This is a genomic window from Acidovorax benzenivorans, assembly GCF_028680575.1.
In the GTDB taxonomy this organism is placed as follows: Bacteria; Pseudomonadota; Gammaproteobacteria; order Burkholderiales; family Burkholderiaceae_C; genus Acidovorax; species Acidovorax benzenivorans.
Map to the genome: position 1 here is coordinate 141,849 of NZ_JAPCKI010000001.1, position 19,677 is coordinate 161,525.

The 19,677-nt window shown below is 66.2% G+C and carries 15 protein-coding genes, 1 pseudogene and 1 riboswitch; of the genes and pseudogenes, 11 read left to right on the forward strand and 5 right to left on the reverse strand.

Features of this window, described 5'->3' with window-relative positions; genetic code table 11:
* Positions 1-240: 240 nt before the first annotated feature.
* Positions 241-1,227, reverse strand: a complete 987-nt coding sequence (locus tag OIN59_RS00680; RefSeq protein WP_274106114.1) for a YihY/virulence factor BrkB family protein — start codon at positions 1,225-1,227, stop codon at positions 241-243.
* A 332-nt stretch (positions 1,228-1,559) separates the two neighbouring features.
* Here OIN59_RS00680 and OIN59_RS00685 point away from each other — a divergent pair, with 332 nt between their 5' ends.
* The 5 genes from OIN59_RS00685 (at position 1,560) to OIN59_RS00705 (ending at position 6,512) form a co-directional block, all read left to right on the forward strand.
* Complete coding sequence (locus OIN59_RS00685; protein WP_274106116.1) at positions 1,560-2,333, forward strand: SDR family oxidoreductase; 774 nt, start codon at positions 1,560-1,562, stop codon at positions 2,331-2,333.
* 154 nt (positions 2,334-2,487) lie between these two features.
* Positions 2,488-4,188: a long-chain fatty acid--CoA ligase gene (locus OIN59_RS00690; RefSeq protein WP_274106118.1), complete on the forward strand. Its 1,701-nt coding sequence runs from the start codon at positions 2,488-2,490 to the stop codon at positions 4,186-4,188.
* A 107-nt stretch (positions 4,189-4,295) separates the two neighbouring features.
* Positions 4,296-5,447: a serine hydrolase domain-containing protein gene (locus tag OIN59_RS00695; protein WP_274106120.1), complete on the forward strand. Its 1,152-nt coding sequence runs from the start codon at positions 4,296-4,298 to the stop codon at positions 5,445-5,447.
* 249 nt (positions 5,448-5,696) lie between these two features.
* A complete protein-coding gene (locus OIN59_RS00700; RefSeq protein ID WP_274106122.1) occupies positions 5,697-6,239 on the forward strand; it encodes a shikimate kinase in 543 nt (180 codons plus the stop codon).
* A gap of 123 nt (positions 6,240-6,362) precedes the next feature.
* A complete protein-coding gene (locus OIN59_RS00705; protein WP_274106124.1) occupies positions 6,363-6,512 on the forward strand; it encodes a hypothetical protein in 150 nt (49 codons plus the stop codon).
* A 104-nt stretch (positions 6,513-6,616) separates the two neighbouring features.
* Here OIN59_RS00705 and OIN59_RS00710 read toward each other — a convergent pair whose 3' ends face one another.
* Entirely contained in the window at positions 6,617-6,997 is a 381-nt protein-coding gene (locus OIN59_RS00710; protein ID WP_274106126.1) for a hypothetical protein, read from the reverse strand.
* Between the two features lie 410 nt (positions 6,998-7,407).
* Between OIN59_RS00710 and OIN59_RS00715 the strand changes: the two genes are divergently transcribed.
* Positions 7,408-7,887 carry a VOC family protein gene (locus OIN59_RS00715; RefSeq protein WP_274106128.1) on the forward strand — a complete coding sequence of 160 codons (480 nt, stop codon included), beginning with the start codon at positions 7,408-7,410 and terminating at the stop codon, positions 7,885-7,887.
* 116 nt (positions 7,888-8,003) lie between these two features.
* On the opposite strand, the pseudogene metH reads toward OIN59_RS00715, so the two are convergent.
* Both metH and OIN59_RS00725 read right to left on the reverse strand, forming a co-directional pair.
* A pseudogene (metH, locus tag OIN59_RS00720) lies at positions 8,004-10,766 on the reverse strand (methionine synthase); the annotation flags it as partial.
* A gap of 11 nt (positions 10,767-10,777) precedes the next feature.
* Positions 10,778-10,891: riboswitch (S-adenosyl-L-homocysteine riboswitch) on the reverse strand.
* 34 nt (positions 10,892-10,925) lie between these two features.
* The gene (locus OIN59_RS00725) at positions 10,926-11,357 is read right to left on the reverse strand and encodes a PACE efflux transporter (protein WP_274107139.1); all 432 of its coding nucleotides are present in this window, start codon (positions 11,355-11,357) and stop codon (positions 10,926-10,928) included.
* A gap of 107 nt (positions 11,358-11,464) precedes the next feature.
* On the opposite strand from OIN59_RS00725, the gene OIN59_RS00730 reads away from it, so the two are divergent.
* Positions 11,465-12,391, forward strand: a complete 927-nt coding sequence (locus tag OIN59_RS00730; RefSeq protein WP_274106130.1) for a LysR family transcriptional regulator — start codon at positions 11,465-11,467, stop codon at positions 12,389-12,391.
* 230 nt (positions 12,392-12,621) lie between these two features.
* Positions 12,622-14,790: a TonB-dependent siderophore receptor gene (locus tag OIN59_RS00735; RefSeq protein WP_274106132.1), complete on the forward strand. Its 2,169-nt coding sequence runs from the start codon at positions 12,622-12,624 to the stop codon at positions 14,788-14,790.
* 48 nt (positions 14,791-14,838) lie between these two features.
* Here OIN59_RS00735 and OIN59_RS00740 read toward each other — a convergent pair whose 3' ends face one another.
* Positions 14,839-15,663, reverse strand: a complete 825-nt coding sequence (locus OIN59_RS00740) for an MBL fold metallo-hydrolase (RefSeq protein WP_274106134.1) — start codon at positions 15,661-15,663, stop codon at positions 14,839-14,841.
* An 88-nt stretch (positions 15,664-15,751) separates the two neighbouring features.
* Here OIN59_RS00740 and OIN59_RS00745 point away from each other — a divergent pair, with 88 nt between their 5' ends.
* From OIN59_RS00745 to OIN59_RS00755, 3 genes are all read left to right on the forward strand, one after another.
* Positions 15,752-16,750 (forward strand): GlxA family transcriptional regulator, encoded by a 999-nt coding sequence (locus tag OIN59_RS00745; protein WP_274106136.1) that lies wholly within the window; start codon positions 15,752-15,754, stop codon positions 16,748-16,750.
* A 172-nt stretch (positions 16,751-16,922) separates the two neighbouring features.
* On the forward strand, positions 16,923-17,834 hold the full coding sequence (locus OIN59_RS00750; RefSeq protein WP_274106138.1) for a PPK2 family polyphosphate kinase: 912 nt from the start codon (positions 16,923-16,925) through the stop codon (positions 17,832-17,834).
* Between the two features lie 335 nt (positions 17,835-18,169).
* Positions 18,170-19,477, forward strand: coding sequence for a Glu/Leu/Phe/Val family dehydrogenase (locus OIN59_RS00755; RefSeq protein ID WP_274106140.1), 1,308 nt, complete (start codon positions 18,170-18,172; stop codon positions 19,475-19,477).
* Positions 19,478-19,677 lie beyond the last annotated feature (200 nt).

Sequence of the window (19,677 nt, forward strand, 5' to 3'; positions counted from 1 at the left end):
GCAGTAAGCCCGCTACGGAATGGGGCCGTGGTGTTTCAACGGCTTGGATGGTGCAAAGGTACACAGCGGTGGGCACTGTGGTGTGGCCGGTTTGTAAGCGGCAGTAAGCAGCGGTAAACCCACTTTGCCAGCACTTGCGGCGTCAGCCCTCGCGTGCGGGCCCTGCCCGCGCAGCCCGGCAGCGCAACGGGTACCGCCGAGACAGCCTGCCGCCCGCTTGCTGTGCGCTGTTGCCAACATTTACAGCTCCTGCCCCCGTGCCTGTACCCGCGCACGGGCAGATGCCGTCCACCGGGCCCATGCCGCAGGGCGGCGGGGGCCGGAGTGCAGGGCATCCTCCAGAGCCTGCGCGCAGCTGGCAGAAAAGAGCAGGATGGCCGATGAAAAATAGATCCACATGAGCAGCACCACCAGCGACCCCGCCGCACCGTAGGCCGACACCACGGCAGCGGTGGACAGGTACCAGGCCAACAACTGCTTGCCGACCGTGAACAGCGCAGCCCCCACCACGGCGCCCATCACCAGGTAACGCAGCGACGGCTTGGGCCCTGCGCCGATGCGCATCAGCCCCACAAACAGGGCCACGGCAAACCCGAAGGCAATGGCTTCGTTGATGACCTGCAGCAGCGGTGCCAGGGGCACCAAGGTGGGCAGGTGTGCCACGGTCAGCCGCTCTCCAGCCCAGCCCGCCAGCAAGTGGATCAGCGTGGACAGCGCCAGCGACACCATGAGCAAAAAGCCCAGCGCCAACACATAGGCCAGCCCCCGCAGCCGCAGCGACGCCATGCGCCACCACGCGGCCCGCTGGGGCGGCGTGTAGCCATCCTTGCGCCACAGCCGCTCCAGCGCTGACTGCAGCTCTACAAACACGCCGGTGGCGCCCGAGACCAGCACCACAAACCCGATGGCCGATGCCAGCCGCCCCTCAGACGGAGCCTGGGCGCTGGCCATGGCCTGGCGCACCACATCGGCCACCTGCTGGCCCATCACCGACTGCACCTGGGCGACGAGGCTGCTCTCCAGGTAGCTGCGGTCCACCCACCAGCCCAGCACGCCCACCAACAGCAACAGCAGGGGCGCCAGGCTCAGCATGCCGTAGAACGACATGGCGGCGCTCATGCGCAACCCGTCGGCGTCCAGCCACATCTGCGCTGCGCGCCAGAACGGCTGCACCAGGCGCCAAAGCGGCTGCAAGGGCTGGGCGATGCGGGCGAGCAAAGTCGCCATCGGGGACGGAGGGGGAACGGTCATCCCCGCGAGCCTAAGGCTTTGCGGCCCCCCTATCCATCCGCTGTGGCCGCAAGGCGGGGTAGGCGCTGTCCCACACGCAGCGGGCCTGGCTGTGGCGCGCAGAGTTTCAAAGGTGACAGCACCGGTTTTACACGGGGGCGGTGCAGGGCTAGCATGAGGCGCTGACCGGCTTAGCCGACAGCCATTGACACGGCGGCCACCACCGCCCTCACCGCACCTCTTCACCCACCTTGCAGGCCACGAGCCACCAGGGCCCGGGCTTGGCATTCATTCACCCTCATCCCTCTCTGCACGAAAGCGTTTTCTCCATGAGCGTCAAGCAACTCTTCGATCTCACCGGCCAGGTCGCCCTGGTCACCGGCGGCTCGCGCGGCCTGGGCCTGCAGATGGCCGAAGCCCTGGGCGAGATGGGCGCCAAACTCGCCATCACCGCGCGCAAGGCCGACGAACTGGCCGAAGCCCAAAAGCACCTGGAAGGCCTGGGCTACGAGGTGCTGACCGTGGTGAACGACCTGCAAAAAACCGAGGACATCCCCGGCCTGGTGGACCAGGTGGTGGAGCGCTTTGGCACCATCGACATTCTGGTCAACAACGCGGGCGCCACCTGGGGCGCCAAGGCCGAGGACTACCCCGACGCCGCCTGGCACAAGGTGATGGACCTGAACGTGAGCGCCCCGTTTTTCCTGTCGCGTGAAGTGGGAAAACGCTGCATGATCCCGCGCGGCAAGGGCTCGATCATCGTCACAGCCTCGGTGGCGGCGCTCAAGGGCACACCCCCCGGCATGAACACCATTGCCTACAACACCTCCAAGGCCGCCGCGCTGCACTTTGCGCGCACGCTGGCGTCGGAGTGGGGGCACTACGGCATTCGCGTCAATGCAATCTGCCCCGGCTTCTTTCCGAGCAAGATGGCCAGTGGCCTCATCGAAAAACTGGGCCCTGCGATGATCGAGCGCACGCCCCTGCGCCGCATCGGCGGCGAAGAGGACCTCAAGGGCGCGGTGGTGTTTCTGGCGTCCAACGCCTCGCGGCACATCACGGGCGAGTCCATCGTGGTGGATGGTGGTGCCAGTTTGATTTGATTTGAAGCCCCCCTGAGGCGCTGCGCGCCTTCCCCCCGGAGGGGGGACGACGCCCTCACTGCGGGGCGGCCCTTGCTTGGCGCCCCTCGCCTGGGGCGCGCCCTATCTTGTACAGCCTGCGCCCTGCACGAACCAACCCAGAGTTCCGTATCCCATGTCTGACCGCCACCTCGCCCATTGGCCACCCGGCCTGTCGCGCCACCTCACGCTGCCGCAGACCCATCTGTTCCACAACGCCGAGGTGTCGGCCGCGCGCTACCCGGACAAGCCTTTTCTGGTGTTCTACGACACGCTGGTGACCTTCCGCCAGTTCCAGCAGCAGGCCGAGCACATTGCGGGCTTTTTGCAGCAGGTGTGTGGCGTGAAAGCGGGCGACCGCGTGCTGCTGTACATGCAGAACAGCCCGCAGTGGATCCTGGCGTTCTACGGCATCCTGCGCGCCAACGCGGTGGTGGTGCCGGTGAACCCCATGAACCTCACCGACGAACTGCGCCACTACGTGCAGGACAGCGGCGCCACCGTGGCCTTTGTGCCGCAGGACCTGCATGCGCAGGCCCAGCCGCTGGTGGATGTGACGGGCGGTGAATCTGGTGGGGGCAAGCTCCGGCACCTCATCGTGGCCGCCTACAGCGACTACCTGCAGGTGCCCACCGACCTGCCCGTGCCCGCCTTTGTCAGCGCACCGCGCCAGGCCATAGATGCCCCCGGCGTCACGCTGTGGAGCGACATGCTGGCGCAGCAGCGCACCCCCGGCCCCATCACCACCGGGCCCGACGACCTGTGCGTGATGCCCTACACCTCCGGCACCACGGGCCACCCCAAGGGCTGCATGCACACGCACCGCAGCGCCATGAGCACCTTGGTGGGCGGCGTGCAGTGGTTTGCACGCACGCAGGATTCGACCTACCTCACGGTGCTGCCGCTGTTCCATGTCACCGGCATGTCGGGCAGCATGAACGGGCCGCTGTTTGTGGGCGCCACGGTGGTCGTGCTGCCGCGCTGGGACCGTGACGCGGCTGCCCAGCTCATCCAGCGCTACCGGGTCACCATCTGGCAGGCCATCTCGACCATGGTGGTGGACTTTCTGGCCAACCCGCGCATCGCCGACTACGACATCAGCAGCCTGCAGGCCATGCGCGGCGGCGGCGCGGCCATGCCCAAGGCCGTGGCGCAGCGCCTGAAGGACCTGACCGGGCTGGACTACGTGGAGGGCTACGGCATGTCCGAAACCATGGCCGCCACGCACATCAACCCGCCCCACCGCCCCAAGCCGCAGTGCCTGGGCATCCCGGTGTTTGATGTGGACTCCCGCGTGGTGGACCCGGCCACGTTCACCGAACTGCCACCGGGCGAAATTGGCGAGATCGTGGTGCATGGCCCGCAGGTCATGTTGGGCTACTGGAACAACCCACAGGCCTCGGCCGACAGCTTTGTGATGCTGGACGGCAAGCGTTTTCTGCGCACGGGCGACCTGGCGCAGGTGGATGAGGACGGCTACTTCTTCATGGTGGATCGGCTCAAGCGCATGATCAATGCGTCGGGCTTCAAGGTCTGGCCCGCCGAGGTCGAAGCCATGATGTATGCCCATCCGGCGATCCAGGAGGTGTGTGTGATCGCCGCACACGATGAGCGCCGGGGCGAAACCGTGAAGGCGCTGGTCGTGCTGCGCGACGCCTTCAAGGGCCAGGTGAGCGAGCAGTCCATCATCGACTGGAGCCACGAACACATGGCGGCCTACAAAAGCCCGCGCATCGTGCAGCTGGTGGACAGCCTGCCCAAGTCCGGCACGGGCAAGGTGCAGTGGCGCGAGCTGCAGGAGCAGGAGCGCAGCCGCGCCGCTGGTGCTGCGTCCTGAAGCAGCCATCGACAGCCCCTGCCAAACGCTCTGTTTTTGATAGCTATCAGCGCAATATCCATAAGCGCCATCGGCCAAAAACACCTCAAAACACACGCCCAACCACCATGAACCCCACCGCCCTCGCCCGCCTACGCTCTGTGCTGCAAACCCATGTGGACCAGGGCCTGCTGCCCGGTGCCGTGGCCCTTGTCCATCACCAGGGCCACACGGTGCTGCACACGGCGGTGGGCCACCAGCGCCCGCCCAGCGCCGAGTCGGCGGTGCCCGCGATGGCGCCCGACACGGTGTTCCGCATCTATTCCATGACCAAGCCCATCGCCTCGCTGGTGGCGATGATGCTCATGGAAGAAGGCCGCCTGCTGCTGTCGCACCCCGTGTCGCACTACCTGCCCGCGTTTGCAGGCCAGCGCGTGTACGACGAAACCACCGGCACCACCGCCCCGGTGCAACGCGAGGCCACGGTGCACGACCTGCTGCGCCACACCGCTGGCCTGAGCTACGCGTGGGAGGCAGGCACCGTGCCCGACGCCTACCGCACCGCCCGCATCGGCTCGCGCCGCCACAGCAATACCGAGCTGGCCGCCGCGCTGGGCCCCTTGCCCCTGGTCCACCAGCCCGGCACCCGCTGGGAATACAGCCGCGCCACCGATGTGCTGGGCGCGGTGCTAGAGATCATCGAGGGCGAAAGCCTGGGAGCCCTCCTGCAGCGCCGCGTGTTCGGCCCTCTGGGCATGCACGACACCGGTTTTGCCGTGCCCGCCGCGCAGCAGCACCGCCTGGCCGAAGCCTTTGAGCGCGACCCGCAGACCGGGCTCGGCATGCCCCTGATCGACGTGACCGCCCCGCCCGCGTTCGAGTCGGCGGGTGGCGGGCTGGTGTCCACCGCCAGCGACTACGCGCGCTTCTTGCAGCTCATGCTGGGCCGGGGCACCGCCCCTGGGCCCGATGGCCCCGTGCGCCTGCTGGGCCGCACCACGGTGGACTTCATGACCGCCGACCACCTGGGCAGCCTGCCCGTTGCGGGCGACATCCTGCCCACCGGCTACGGCTTTGGCCTGGGTGTGGCTGTGCGCACCGCCAAGGGGCAGGCCACCCGCCCCGGATCGGCCGGGCACTACAGCTGGAGCGGTCTGGGAGGCACCTTCTTTTTTGTGGACCCTGCGGAAGACCTGTTCGCCATCCTGCTCACCCAGGCGCCCGGCCAGCTGCGGTATCTGTGCGAGCTGTATCCGGCGCTGGTGTATGCCGCACTGTGATTGGGACACCCCCCTGAGGAGCTGCGCTCCTTCACCCCCGCTCTCGCGCTGCGCGCGGGCAGGGGGACGACGCCCTCGCTGCGGGGCGGCCCTTGCTCGGCGTCACTGGCGGGGGTAGCGCCAGTTGCAAAGGCTGCGCTCTACATCCGGCGCCAGAGGGTGCAGGCTTACACTCAGCGTCCAGTCACGGCACGCAGCGGCCACACACACCGCTGGCAAGCCCGTCCCCCAGACCTCTTTTTTGAACCTATGCAGATTCGCTGCGCACTGGTCGGCATGCCCGGCTCGGGCAAATCCACCGTTGGCCGGCAACTGGCCCACCGGGCGGGTGTGCCCTTCATTGACCTGGACCACCGGCTGGAACACACCCTGGGCACCACCATCCGCAGCTTCTTCGAGGCCGAGGGCGAAGCCCGCTTTCGCGACATCGAATCCCAGGTGCTGGCCGAGGTAGCCCGCCAGCCCGGCGGCATGGTCCTGTCCACCGGCGGCGGCGCCGTACTGCGCCCCGAGAACCGCGAAGTGCTGCGCCAGTTCGGCAACGTGCTGTACCTGCGCGCCTCGCCCGAAGAGATCTACAAGCGCGTCAAACACGACAAGACCCGCCCCCTGCTGCAAGGCGGCAACCCCATGGACAAGCTGCGCGACCTCTACGCCCAGCGCGACCACCTGTACCGCGAAACCGCCCACTACGTGATCGAGACCGGGCGGCCGTCGGTGCACACGCTGGTCAACATGGTGATGATGCAGCTGGAGATGGCCGAGAGTGCGGGTGGGGCGGGGCCGCACTGAGGGCCAAGACAATGCGCGGGTCCCGGCGCGGTTAAAGACTTATCGACTCAGACAACCAACGGCAGACAACGGCCAGAAGCGGACATTCAGTGCTGCGTCCTATTCACCTTCACGCGACACACCATGGAAACACCCAACGAACGCAAAGAGCGAATGTGGCAAGAAATTCAGAAAAAGTCCGGGCTTGGAAAACCAAGCAATGATTTCAGGGCACTGCTCGGTGTGATTGCTGTCATTCTCGGCGCTCTAGTCGTGGCAGCTATCTTTCGGTAGTCTGGCTCATATCGGCCAGGAGCTGTCGGTTGCGGCAAGGAGAAGCAGACGTTCAAAGTTGGAGTTACTGCCGCTCGCGAAGCGTTTCGGCGTTGAACGACTTGTTAAGGCGCATACCCACTGACCACTAACCCTGCTGAGGTGATCCGGTACGGGTATTGCCCCAGCGAATCAATTTCCGCCTGAACTCTACCTATATCTTGGCGCTCATACCGATGCTGAGGTTGAGCATGGGGCCACCTTGTAGCCTTGTCGGGGATGAGCAGCCACTCAATCTCCGAGTATTGAAATGGGCCGCCCGTTACCGCGCCACAATCACCGACACCTAGTTCAGTGAGGCAATCTAGTGCGGGAAGAAAGCCTTCTCTGGAGTTCTCCCACTCCAGCAATTTCCATATGCAGTGGCTAGCCACATCTGCTTGAGCCAGATGGGACAAAAGCTTCTTCCATTTGGTGTTGGACATCAGCCCAATCATTTCTTTCATTTCTCTGCCTAGCTGGGCCCCAGCACAATTTGCCCCACACAACCTGCGGGCAAGCTGGGCGATAGGAGTTACTTTGGGACTCTGATTGCTCCTGAAAACGGAGTGGAGCGCGGATTTGCAAGTGCGGGGCTGTTGCAGCATTCCATACAAACATTACGGCAATCCCCGCAGGATTCATGAAGACAAACTATAGCCTGCGGACTAGCAAAGCCAGGGCTCTCGACAGTCACGTTTTGAACTGTGAGCAAGCGATAAGAATCAATGACTGTCTTGGGGAAGGGTAATCACTGGCGGCTCCGGGCCCATTCCAGCCCAATCACAAAGAGCTATTCGGTACCGCACAAACTGCCAGAATCACGGCTCCAGCCCGTTCAACCCGAGCATCCTCCGGCCCCCAACAGGAGTACCCCATGTCCCCCAAAACCACCCTCTGCCTCTGGTTCAACGGCACGGCGCTGGAGGCGGCGACGTTCTACGCAGCCACCTTTCCCGACAGCGCCGTGGGCCGGGTGATGCATGCCCCCGGCGACTATCCCGCAGGACACCAGGGTGACGTGCTGACGGTGGAGTTCACGGTGCTGGGCATTCCGTGCCTGGGGCTGAACGGCGGCCCGGCCTTCACGCACAGCGAGGCGTTTTCGTTTCAGGTAGCGACGGATGACCAGGCCGAAACCGACAGGCTGTGGAACGCGATTGTGGGCAACGGCGGACAGGAGAGCGCCTGCGGCTGGTGCAAGGACCGGTGGGGTCTGTCGTGGCAAATCACGCCACGGGTGTTAACGCAGGCCATCAACGACCCCGACCGCGCTGCGGCCAAGCGGGCCTTCGACGCCATGATGGGCATGCGCAAAATTGATGTGGCGGCCATTGAGGCGGCGTGGCGTGGGTGACGGCCGCACGGCGAGTTACCACGGTGTGCCCGAGGTACTTCACCACAGAAATTTTTGCATGAAATAGGCTGCTAGCGCTTACTCAAAGTGCGCTAACAGCTATCCAATCCATAGCACTACAAATTCGGCGCCAGCAACCGCTCCAGCACCTTCTCGTCCATGCCCCGGCGCTGGGCCATGTCGTGTAGCTGGTCTTCGCCGATCTTGCCGACGTTGAAGTACACGGCGTCGGGGTGGCCGATGTAGAAGCCGCTCACGCTGGCGGCGGGCATCATGGCCAGGCTTTCCGTCAGGCTCATGCCGACCTCTTCGCACTGCAGCACGCGGAACAGCTCGGTCTTGGCGCTGTGGTCCGGGCAGGCGGGGTAGCCAGGTGCGGGGCGGATGCCGTGGTATTTCTCGGCAATCATGTCGTCGTTGCTCAGCGCTTCGCCAGCGGCATAGCCCCACAAGTCGGTGCGCACGCGGTGGTGCAGGGCTTCGGCAAAGGCTTCGGCCAGGCGGTCGGCCAAGCTTTTGAACAGGATGGCGGAGTAGTCGTCCAGCGCATCGATAAAGGCCTTTTCCTTCTTCTCGATGCCCAGGCCCGCCGTCACGGCGAACAGGCCCGCGTAGTCGGCAATGCCGCTGGATTTTGGCGCCACAAAGTCGGCCAGGCAGCGACTGGGGCGGGTCACGCCGTCGATGGTGTGTTTCTCGGCCTGCTGGCGCAGGCCGTACCAGGTCATGGCCACCTCGGTGCGGGTGTCGTCGGTGTAGAACTCGATGTCGTCGTCGTTCACGCTGTTGGCGGGCAGCAGGGCCATCACGCCACTGGCGGTGAGCCAACGGCCTTCGACGATCTTCTTGAGCATGGCCTGGCCGTCGGCGAACACGCGCGTGGCTTCCACGCCCACGATCTCGTCGGTGAGGATGGCGGGGTACGGCCCGGCCAGGTCCCAGGTCTGGAAGAACGGGCCCCAGTCGATGTACTTGGCCAGCTCGGCCAAGTCGAAGTTCTTGAACACACGGCGGCCCAGCGCGCGGGGCACAGCGGGCTGGTAGGCCGACCAGTCCACGGGTGTCTTGTTGGCGCGGATCTTGGCCAGGGGCCACAGGGGCGTGGCTTTTTTGTTGGCGTGCTGGGTGCGCACCTTGTCGTAGTCGGCGTTCAGCTCATCCACGTAGCTCTGCACGCCGTCGCCCAGCAGGCTTTGCGCCACGCTCACGCTGCGGGACGCATCGGGCACGTAGACCACGGGGCCTTCGTAATGCGGCGCGATCTTGACGGCGGTGTGTACGCGGCTGGTGGTGGCGCCGCCGATAAGCAGAGGGATCTTCTTGATGCGGAAGTGCTCGTCCTTCTGCATCTCGCCGGCCACGTACTGCATTTCTTCGAGGCTGGGAGTGATCAGGCCCGACAGGCCCACGATGTCGGCGCCCTCGACCTTGGCGCGCGCCAGAATTTCATGGCAGGGCACCATCACGCCCATGTTCACCACCTCGAAGTTGTTGCACTGCAGGACCACGGTGACGATGTTCTTGCCGATGTCGTGCACGTCGCCCTTGACGGTGGCAATGACGATCTTGCCCTTGCTGCGCACGTCGCGCCCGGCCAGTTCGTCCTGGCGCTTTTCTTCTTCGATGTAGGGGATCAGGTGGGCCACGGCGGACTTCATCACCCGCGCGCTTTTCACCACCTGGGGCAGGAACATCTTGCCCGCGCCAAACAGGTCGCCCACCACGTTCATGCCGTCCATGAGCGGGCCTTCGATCACGTGCAGCGGGCGGCCACCCTTGGCCAGGATGGCACGGTAGGCCTCTTCGGTGTCTTCGGTGATGAAGTCGGTGATGCCATGCACCAGGGCGTGGCTCAAGCGCTCACCCACGGTCTTGGGGTTGTCCGGCGTGCCGCGCCATTCAAGCTTCTTGCTCTCGTCCTTGGCGCCGCTCTTGGCGGTTTCTGCAATCTCGACCAGGCGCTCGCCAGCATCCGGGCGACGGTTGAGCACCACGTCTTCCACACGCTCGCGCAGCACGGGCTCCAAGTCGTCGTACACGCCCACCATGCCCGCGTTGACGATGCCCATGTCCATGCCCGCCTTGATGGCGTGGTACAGGAACACCGTGTGGATGGCCTCGCGCACGGGGTCGTTGCCGCGAAAGCTGAACGACACGTTCGACACGCCGCCCGACACCTTGGCGCCCGGCAGGTTCTGCTTGATCCAACGCGTGGCTTCGATGAAATCCACCGCGTAGTTGTTGTGCTCTTCGATGCCGGTGGCCACGGCGAAGATGTTGGGGTCGAAGATGATGTCTTCGGGCGGGAAGCCGACTTCATCGACCAGGATGCGGTAGGCGCGCTCGCAGATTTCGATCTTGCGCTCGTAGGTGTCGGCCTGGCCTTTTTCGTCGAAGGCCATCACCACCGCAGCGGCGCCATAGCGGCGCACCAGGCGTGCCTCGTGCTTGAACTTGTCCACGCCCTCCTTCATGGAGATGGAGTTGACGATGCCCTTGCCCTGCACGCAGCGCAGCCCGGCCTCAATCACCTCCCACTTGGAGCTATCCACCATGATGGGCACGCGCGCGATGTCGGGCTCAGACGCGATGAGCTGCAGGAACCGCACCATGGCGGCCTTGCTGTCGAGCATGGCCTCGTCCATGTTGATGTCGATGACCTGCGCGCCGTTCTCTACCTGCTGGCGCGCCACGGCCAGGGCCTCTTCGTACTGGCCGTTCAAAATCATCCGCGCAAACGCCTTGGAGCCGGTGACGTTGGTGCGCTCGCCGATGTTGACGAACAGCGTGCCCTCGCCGATGGAGACAGGCTCCAGGCCGGACAACTTCATGGGGGGCAGGGAAAGGGCAGACGCGGACATAGGACTCACCTGTGCAGGGGCAGCAGAAAAACAGGTGAGCGTCGTTGCGGTGGGGCCGGGACCTGGTACAGGCCCTGTGTGCCCAAGCCTGACGACCGCCCCCGCGAGGGATGGGATGGGCCGCTGCAACGCTCCTTGGACAGCCCGCGATTTTAACGGCTGGCGCGCGCCAGCGGCTCAGGCGGCGGCAGGCTGCGCCGAGGCAGGCAAGCCAAACACGCGGTCGAACCCCCAGTTGAAGACAAAGGTGTAGACAAGAAAAAAGACGATGAGCGCCAGGTCCATAACAAAGGCCTGCCACAAAGTCACGCCAAACCACCAGGCAAACAGCGGCACCAGGGTAAAGACCAGCCCCCCCTCAAACCCCACCGCATGGGCCATGCGGCGCCAGACGGTGCGGCCCCGCACGGCCTGGCGGGCCTCCCAGCGCTCGAAGGCCCAGTTGAACAGCAGGTTCCACACCACGGCAATGACCGAGGCCGCCACCGACGCCACACCGGAGTGCGCCGCACTCTGGCCGGTGAGCACGGCCAGCCCGAAGGTGGCCACCACGATGGCGATCAGCTCGTACAGGGCGACATACAGCACGCGGCGGCGAACGCCCTGCAGACCGGGCGCGGAGGAAGACGGAGAAACATTCATGGGGTGCACTTTATGTGCGCCACGCTGATATATAAAGTCAGCTTATTTCAGAATTACTGATAGATAACCCACCCATGGCCTTCTCATCCGACAGCGTGCAAGTGTTTCTGGCAGCACTCGACCACGGCTCGTTCTCGGCCGCTGCGCGGGCGCTATCGCGGGTGCCTTCGGCCGTCAGCATGACCATTGCGCACCTGGAGGCCGAACTGGATGTGCAGCTGTTTGACCGCAGCGGGCGCGAGCCCCGGCCCACCGCCGCCGCCCGTGCGCTGGAGCCCCAGGCCCGGCTGCTGGCAGGACAGCTGCAGCAGCTCAACGCCCAGGCGCTGGCGCTCACCCAGGGGCTGGAGGAGCGGCTCACGCTGGCCATTGCGCCCGAGCTGCTGGCCTCGCGCTGGACGGAGGCGCTGGCGGCATTGGCGCAAGAGCACCCGCTGCTGCAGATCGAGGTGCTGGCTGCGCCACAGGTGGATGCGCTGGCGCTGCTGCACAGTGGCCGCGCGCAGCTGGCGCTGGTGTTTGAGCGGCCCAGCATCGACGGGCGTGAGGGGTTTCAGGAGGTGGGCACCGAAACCCTGGTGGCCGTGATGGCGCCGCAGCACCCGGTGCTGGTGGCCGCCCGCGCTGCCGCACAGGCCCGGGGCGAGCCAGCGCAGCGCGCCATGCTGCGCGAGGAGCACCTGACCACCACGCGCCAGATCGTGGTGGCCAGCCGCGACCTGGCGCAGACCGATCCGCGCTTTGTGTTTGCCCGCCACCACTGGCGCACCGACAACCACCTGGCCGCGCTGGGCCTGATCGAGGCCGGGCTGGGCTGGGGCTGGCAGCCCCGTGCGCTGGTGCAGCCGCGCATCGAGGCTGGGCGGCTGGTGGAGATGCCGTTTGAGAACCTGAGCAACGGCACCGCGCTGTGGGTGGACGTGGTGTGGTCCAAAGAGCGGCCGGTGGGCCTGGGCGCGGCACGTTTTGTGGCGCTGATGGGTACGGCGGTCAAGGCGTAGCCTCGCTGAACATCGCCCAGCAAGGCTGGGCACTGCCCGCCCCCTCGCGGCCCAGGAAGGCAGCGGAATACCGCCGAGGAAGCAAATACGAATTGTTTGCATTTGCATTGATAATGGCGGCCGTTGGTTCGCACCCCACCCGTGCCCCCCTCTAGCAGGCCCCGTCCCATGCGGCGGTTGACACGGTACGCGGCAGCAGGCCTCGCCGTTTTTCTCTACCCATCAGCACCATGCATCCCTCGATTTCCCGGCCCGCACGGCACACCGCCGTGGCCCGCGCCACCCTGGCGCTGTGCGCCTTCACCGCCAGCGCCGCCATGGCACAGACGGCCCCAGCGGCCTCAACGACTCCAACGGCGCCACCGACCGACATCACCACCAGCCCCGCACTGTCTGAAGTGCAGGTGCGCGACACCCCCGCCACCCAGGGCTACCAAGGCGCCCAGCGCAACACGGCGGCCACGCGCACCGACACCCCGCTGATCGAGACCCCGCAGTCCGTGCGCGTGGTGCCCCAGCAGCTGATGGAAGACCTGGGCGCCCGCCGCCTGGCCGACACGGTGGACTTTGTGAGCGGCATCACCCGCCTGAACGACTTTGGCGGCACCTGGGACAACTATGCGATCCGTGGCTTCAGCAACACCGACGGCGGCCAGCTGCTCAACGGCTTTGCGTCCAACCGGGGCTATGGCCCGCAGCGCGACGTGAGCTCGGTCGAGCGCATTGAATTCCTCAAAGGCCCGGCGGCTGCGCTGTATGGCAGCAGCGAACCGGGCGGCACGCTCAACGTGGTCACCAAAAAGCCGCAGTTCACCCCCGCGCACAAAGCGGGTGTGCAGGTGGGCGGGCAGGGCTATCGCCGCGCCACGCTGGACACCACCGGCCCGCTGAGCAGCAACCTGGCCTACCGGCTGAACGTGGCAGCCGAAGACGGTGCCAGCCGCACCGCGCTGGTGGACAACCGCAAGATGGTGGTGGCCCCCGCCCTTACCTGGAACCTGGGCGCCAACACGGTGCTGAACTACGAGGCCGAGTTCATCCGTATCCGCACCCCGCTGGACCGCGGCATCGTGCAGGTGCGGGGCAACGTGGGCGCGCTGCCGCCAGACCGCTACCTGGGCGACCCCAGCCGCGACAACCTGCACGTGAACGGCGACACGCACCAGCTCACGCTGGACCACGACCTGGGCCAGGGCTGGCGCACCCGCGTGGGCGCGTCGTACCGCGAGACGGATCTTTACGGCTCGGCCGTAGACCTGACCGGCTCGCTGCAAGCCGACGGCCGCACCCTGACGCGCCGCGACAGCTGGCGCAGCCTGCCCGCGCGCGATGCATCGCTGCAGGCCGAGGTGGAGGGCAAACTGCGCACCGGCGGTCTGGCCCACACCGTGCTGGCGGGTGTAGAAACCTCGCGGTTGACGGCGGCGCAGGACATCCGCTACTCCAGCCTGGCCAGCCAGCCGTTTGCCATCGACATCTACAACCCCGTGTACAACCAGCCGGTGGGCAACCTGACGCCGGGTTTTGACCTGGTGGACCGCACCCGCGCCACGGGCGTGTTTGTGCAGGACCAGATCGACCTGAGCGAAAAATGGAAGCTGCTGGCGGGCGTGCGTTTTGACCGCTTTCACCAAGACAGCGAGAACCGCCTGACCACCACGCGCCAGGTGCAAGCGCATTCGGCCACTACGCCGCGCATCGGGCTCACCTACCTGATCAACCCCAACACCTCGGTCTACGCCTCGGCCGGGCGCTCGTTCCGCCCCAACGCGGGTACGGACGAAAGTGGCAAGGCGTTCGACCCGCAAAAGGGCCAGGCCCTGGAACTGGGCGCCAAGTGGCAGTCGGCCGACCAGCGCCTGAACGCGAGCGTGGCGCTGTTCGACATTCGCAAGACCAACGTGCTCACGCGCAGCCCCACCAACGCCAACTTCAGCATCGCGGCGGGCGAGGTGCAAAGCCGGGGCCTGGAGCTGGATGTGGCCGGGCAGATCGACACCCACTGGCGCATGGCGGCCAACATGGCCTACACCAACACCGAGGTGACCCGCGACAACAACCCCGCCTTGCTGGGCAAGCGCCTGCTGAACGTGCCGCGCGTCAGCGCAGGGCTGTTCGCCATCCGCGAAGACCAGGCGCCCTGGGGGGGCCGCTACGGCGTGGGCGGCGGGCTGGTGCATGTCGGCGAGCGCACAGGCACCGCTACCGATGCCTACAGCCTGCCCGCCTACACCACGGCGCGCATCACCGGCTACTGGCAAATCGACAAGCGCACGCGCCTGACGCTGGACGTACACAACCTGTTCGACAAGACGTACTACACGGCATCGTGGGGTGCGCTCACCGTCATCCCCGGCCAGGGGCGCCAGGTGGTGGCGGGGGTGCAGGTGGTCTTTTAGTCAAAATGGCCTCTGGCGCCTATTCATAAAGCGCTAATAGCTACCAATTTAATAGCATTCTGCTGCCACGCCACTGGCCACGCGGCAACGGAACTCTCTGCTTTCGCCGTCCTCCGGCACCCAGAGGCGGTCGGCCCAGCCGCCGTCCATCGCCAGCTGGCGCACGGCGGCGCGCGTGGTGGGGCAGTGGTCCAGCGCCTGCAGGTGGTTCACCACCAGCGTGCCGCGCGTCAGCAACGCGGCCTCGGCCACGCCTGCGGCGTCCATGAGGATCTCTGCCCCCACGTCGAAGCGGGCCCCGCCTGCGGGCAGCACCGACACCTGCGGCTGCAGGCGAGCCAGGCAGTCGCGCACCGTGGGCGTGAGCACGGTATCTCCCGCCAGGTAGACGCTGGGCTCGCCCGGCAGCTCCAGCAGGTAGCCGTGGCCGTGCTCCATGAAGCGCCCCACCCAGCCGTCACCGTGCACACACGGGACCGGCGTGACATGCCCGCCCAGCGCCAACGGCTGGCGCCCCGGCCCTGCCAGCGGCAACACCCGCAGGCCCCGCTGCGCCAGGTAGTCGGCATCGCGCGGCATGCACAACACGGGGATCTGCCGTTCACGCAAAAAACGCTTGCCCGCGCGGTCCAGGTGGTCGAAGTGGCCACGCTGGCAGTGCGTGATGAGGGCGTGGGTCACGCGCTGCAGCAGCGCGTCCGCCCCCTCGGGCAGCTCCACGATGGGGTTGCGCTGGCGCCCCACGCCCAGGTAACGCAGGGCAGGCAGGGTGCCCCGGGGCGCGAGCATGGGGTCCACCAGCAGGCCTATGGGCTGCCCCTCGGACTGGAACTCCAGCAAAACGGTGGCGTTGCGCAATTGGGTGATGAGCATGGGAGCTTTCGGGGTGATGTGGTGCTGCCATTGTTCAAAACCGGCCTCCGCCCGAAAATGGCGCAGTTTGACAATCTCTTGCCCATTTATGCCACCCACCGCTTCCACCCCGCAGTCACGCACCCAGCCCCTGCGCCTGGCGCTGCTGCTCTACCCCGGCTGCATGCCCACTGGCCTGTTTGCCGCAGCCGACATGGCGCGCGCTGCCAACCTGCGCGCACAGGCCAGCGTAGTGGACATCTGCTGGGCTGGGGTGGACCTGTTGCCCGTACCCACCTGGCAAGGCCCCGCCCTGGCCCCCGCAGTGGCACTGCAGCACGCAGGGGCGGATGTGGTGCTGGTGCCGGGCCTGTGGCTCTCGTCGCCCGACCAGCTGCAGGGGCCGCTGCAGCAGCTGGCACCGGTGATACAGGCCCTGCGGGCCCTGCCCCGGCGCACCCAGGTGTGGAGCTACTGCGCGGGCGTGGTGCTGGCCGCCGCCAGTGGCCGGCTGCGCGGCCAGGGCGCCACGGCCACCTGGTGGTTGCGTGCCGCGCTGGAGCAGCAGTTTGCGCCGGTGGACTGGCGCTTTGACGAACCGCTGGTGGTGGGCCCCACCGCCACCACGGCCGCCGGGGCCAATGGCTACCTGCCGCTGATGCTGCACGCGCTGGCCGCCCGCCTCACGCCCCAGGCGCTGACCGACCTGCAGGAGCTGCTGATGCTGCCCCGGCCCCGCACGGCACACCCGGCGTTTGCCGGACATGACCTGATGACGCTGACCGATGCCGACTTGCGCCGCGCCATGCTGTGGGTGCAGCGCAGCCCCGCAAGCGACTTGCGGCTGCCAGCGCTGGCCCAGGCGCTGGGGCTGTCACCCCGCACGCTGGCGCGGCGCGTGCAGGCCCACACGGGCCTGTCGGCGGCCTTGTGGATGCGCCGCATCAAGCTGCGCCAGGCCAGCGAGGCGCTGTGCGACACACCGCTGCCGCTCAAGCGCATTGCCGAAGACTTGGGCTTTGCCAGCGAGGCCGGACTGCACCGCGCGTTCCGCCAGGCCACGGGGCAGACGCCGCTGGCCTACCGCATGGCGCATGGCGCGCGCTGAGCGGCCCATCGCGCCGCAAACCGACCTGCTGCGGCCAATTTCTCACGCAATCTGCCCCAAGCGCCCATGAATCATGCACAAATAGCTATCACTTTAATAGCATTGAAATCTTTGAATGGGTGGAAGGCCACGCCAGCGCCGCTGACTTACCATGGCCCATCCAGGAGCCCGCATGAACCACCCGTTTCAAAGCAGCAACAAAGACGTGGCCCAGCGCTGGTCCAAATGGCAGCCCGACGCGCCGCAGCACGACGATGGCAAACAACCCGACGGCCAGCCCGAACGGCGCAAGGCGGGCAAACACCGCCGCACGGTGTCGCTCAAGGACTTTGATCCTTCAGCCAAGCCGTTTTCGCTGGGCGACAAGCTCAAGGACAAGGCCGCCACCGAGTCGATTGCGCAGGAGCTGGACACCCTGCAAAACCTGTTTTACGCCGACAAGCGCTACAAGCTGCTAGTGATCTTGCAGGGCACGGACACCGCAGGCAAGGACGGCACCATCCGGGGCGTGTTTGGCCGCATGAGCGCGCTGGGCGTGCACGCCGTGGGCTGGAGCGCTCCCACCGAGGTCGAGCGCGCCCACGACTACCTGTGGCGCATTCACCAAAAGGTGCCCGGCGCGGGCGAGATCACGGTGTTCAACCGCAGCCACTACGAGGATGTGCTGGTGCCCGCCGTGAACGGGTGGATCACCCCGGAGCAGCACCACCAGCGCTTTGGCCACATCAACGACTTTGAGCGCATGCTCACGCACACCGGCACCATCGTGCTCAAGTTCATGCTGCACATCAGCGCCGACGAGCAGCGCGAACGCCTGCAGGAGCGCCTGGACGACCCCGCCAAACACTGGAAGTTCTCGATGAGCGACATCGAGGCGCGCAAGCAGTGGAGCCAGTACCAGAAGGCCTACGAGATGCTGCTGGCCGCCACGCACACGCCCTGGGCGCCGTGGACCATCGTGCCCGCCAATTCCAAGACGCATCGCAACCTGATGATCGCCACGCTGGTGCGCGAGGTGCTTGCGGGCCTGGACCTGCGCTACCCGCCGGGCGACCCGGCGCTGCAGAAGATCCGCATCGAATAGCCCCCCTCCCGCTGCACAGCACAGCACAGCACAGCACAGCACAGCAAGGCTGTCGCCTGGCGCCGGCACGGTGGCGTCGGCAGATGCAGATGCAGCGGCCGCTGGGCGTGCGCGTTCGGACTTGATGATTTCTGCCACCGGCGCGGCGCAGGTGGGGGCAGACCCTGCAACGCGCGGGCCGTCACCCAGCCCGTTGATTGCCGCACTGCAGCATTGAAAGGCGTCCTGCCAATGTATGCATTAAATGCATAACCCACAAACACACTGGCCTTGGACAGTGCCCCAGGCCAGGCATAAGCTTCGCAGCCTGAACTGATCCCACAAGGAAATTCACCATGTCGCAACCCGCTGGCGCCCCCGCCGCACAATCCCACCCCCTGCCCTCATACCTGCAGGCCGACCACCTCGGCCCCTGGGGCAACTACCTGCAGCAGGTAGACCGCGTCACCCCCTACCTGGGCAGCCTGGCGCGCTGGGTGGAAACGCTCAAGCGCCCCAAGCGCATCCTGATCGTGGACGTGCCGATCGAGCTGGACAACGGCACCATCGCCCACTACGAGGGCTACCGCGTGCAGCACAACCTGAGCCGGGGCCCCGGCAAGGGCGGCGTGCGTTTCCACCAGGACGTGACACTGTCCGAAGTGATGGCCCTGTCGGCCTGGATGTCGGTCAAGAACGCCGCCGTGAACGTGCCCTACGGCGGTGCCAAAGGCGGCATCCGCGTGGACCCCAAGAAGCTGTCGATGGGTGAGCTGGAGCGCCTGACGCGCCGCTACACCAGCGAAATCGGCCTGCTCATCGGCCCCTCCAAGGACATCCCTGCGCCTGATGTGAACACCAACGGCCAGATCATGGCCTGGATGATGGACACGTATTCGATGAACACCGGCGCCACCTCCACCGGCGTGGTCACCGGCAAGCCCGTGGACCTGGGCGGCTCGCTGGGCCGTGTCGAGGCCACCGGCCGCGGCGTGTACACCGTGGGCGTGGAAGCCGCCAAGCTGACCGGCCTGGCGCTGGACGGCGCCCGCGTGGCGGTGCAGGGCTTTGGCAACGTGGGCGGCATTGCTGCCAAGCTGTTTGCCGAAGCAGGCGCCAAGGTGGTGGCCGTGCAAGACCACACCGGCACCATCTTCAACAGCAAGGGCGTTGACGTGCCTGCACTGCTGGCCCATGTGAAGACCCGTGGCGGCGTGGGCGGCTTTGCTGGCGCCGACGTGATGAAGGCCGAAGAGTTCTGGGGCGTGGACTGCGAGATCCTGATCCCCGCCGCCCTGGAAGGCCAGATCACCAAGGACAACGCGGGCCAGATCAAGGCCAAGCTGGTGATCGAAGGCGCCAACGGCCCCACGACCACCGAGGCCGACGACATCCTGCACGACAAGGGCGTGCTGGTGCTGCCCGACGTGATCGCCAACGCTGGCGGCGTGACGGTGAGCTACTTTGAATGGGTGCAGGATTTCTCCAGCTTCTTCTGGAGCGAGGACGAGATCAACGCCCGCCTGGTGCGCATCATGCAAGAGGCCTTTGCGGGCATCTGGCAAGTGGCGCAAGAGCACAAGGTGAGCCTGCGCACCGCCACCTTCATCGTGGCCTGCCAGCGCATCCTGCACGCCCGCGAAATGCGCGGCCTGTATCCATGATGCCTGCCGTGGTCTGAATTTTCTCGCAGCGCTGGCCCACCGCCAGCGCCCCGAATCCAGGTGCGCCAAAAGCGCCCGGCAAAGCCGCCCTCACCACAGGGCGGCTTTTTTTATGCCTGCCTCTTTTCTTTCTTGACGGGCCATTGAGTCGGCATCTTTGCACATGAGAAATCCGTTCGGGCTGAGCTTGTCGTAGCCCT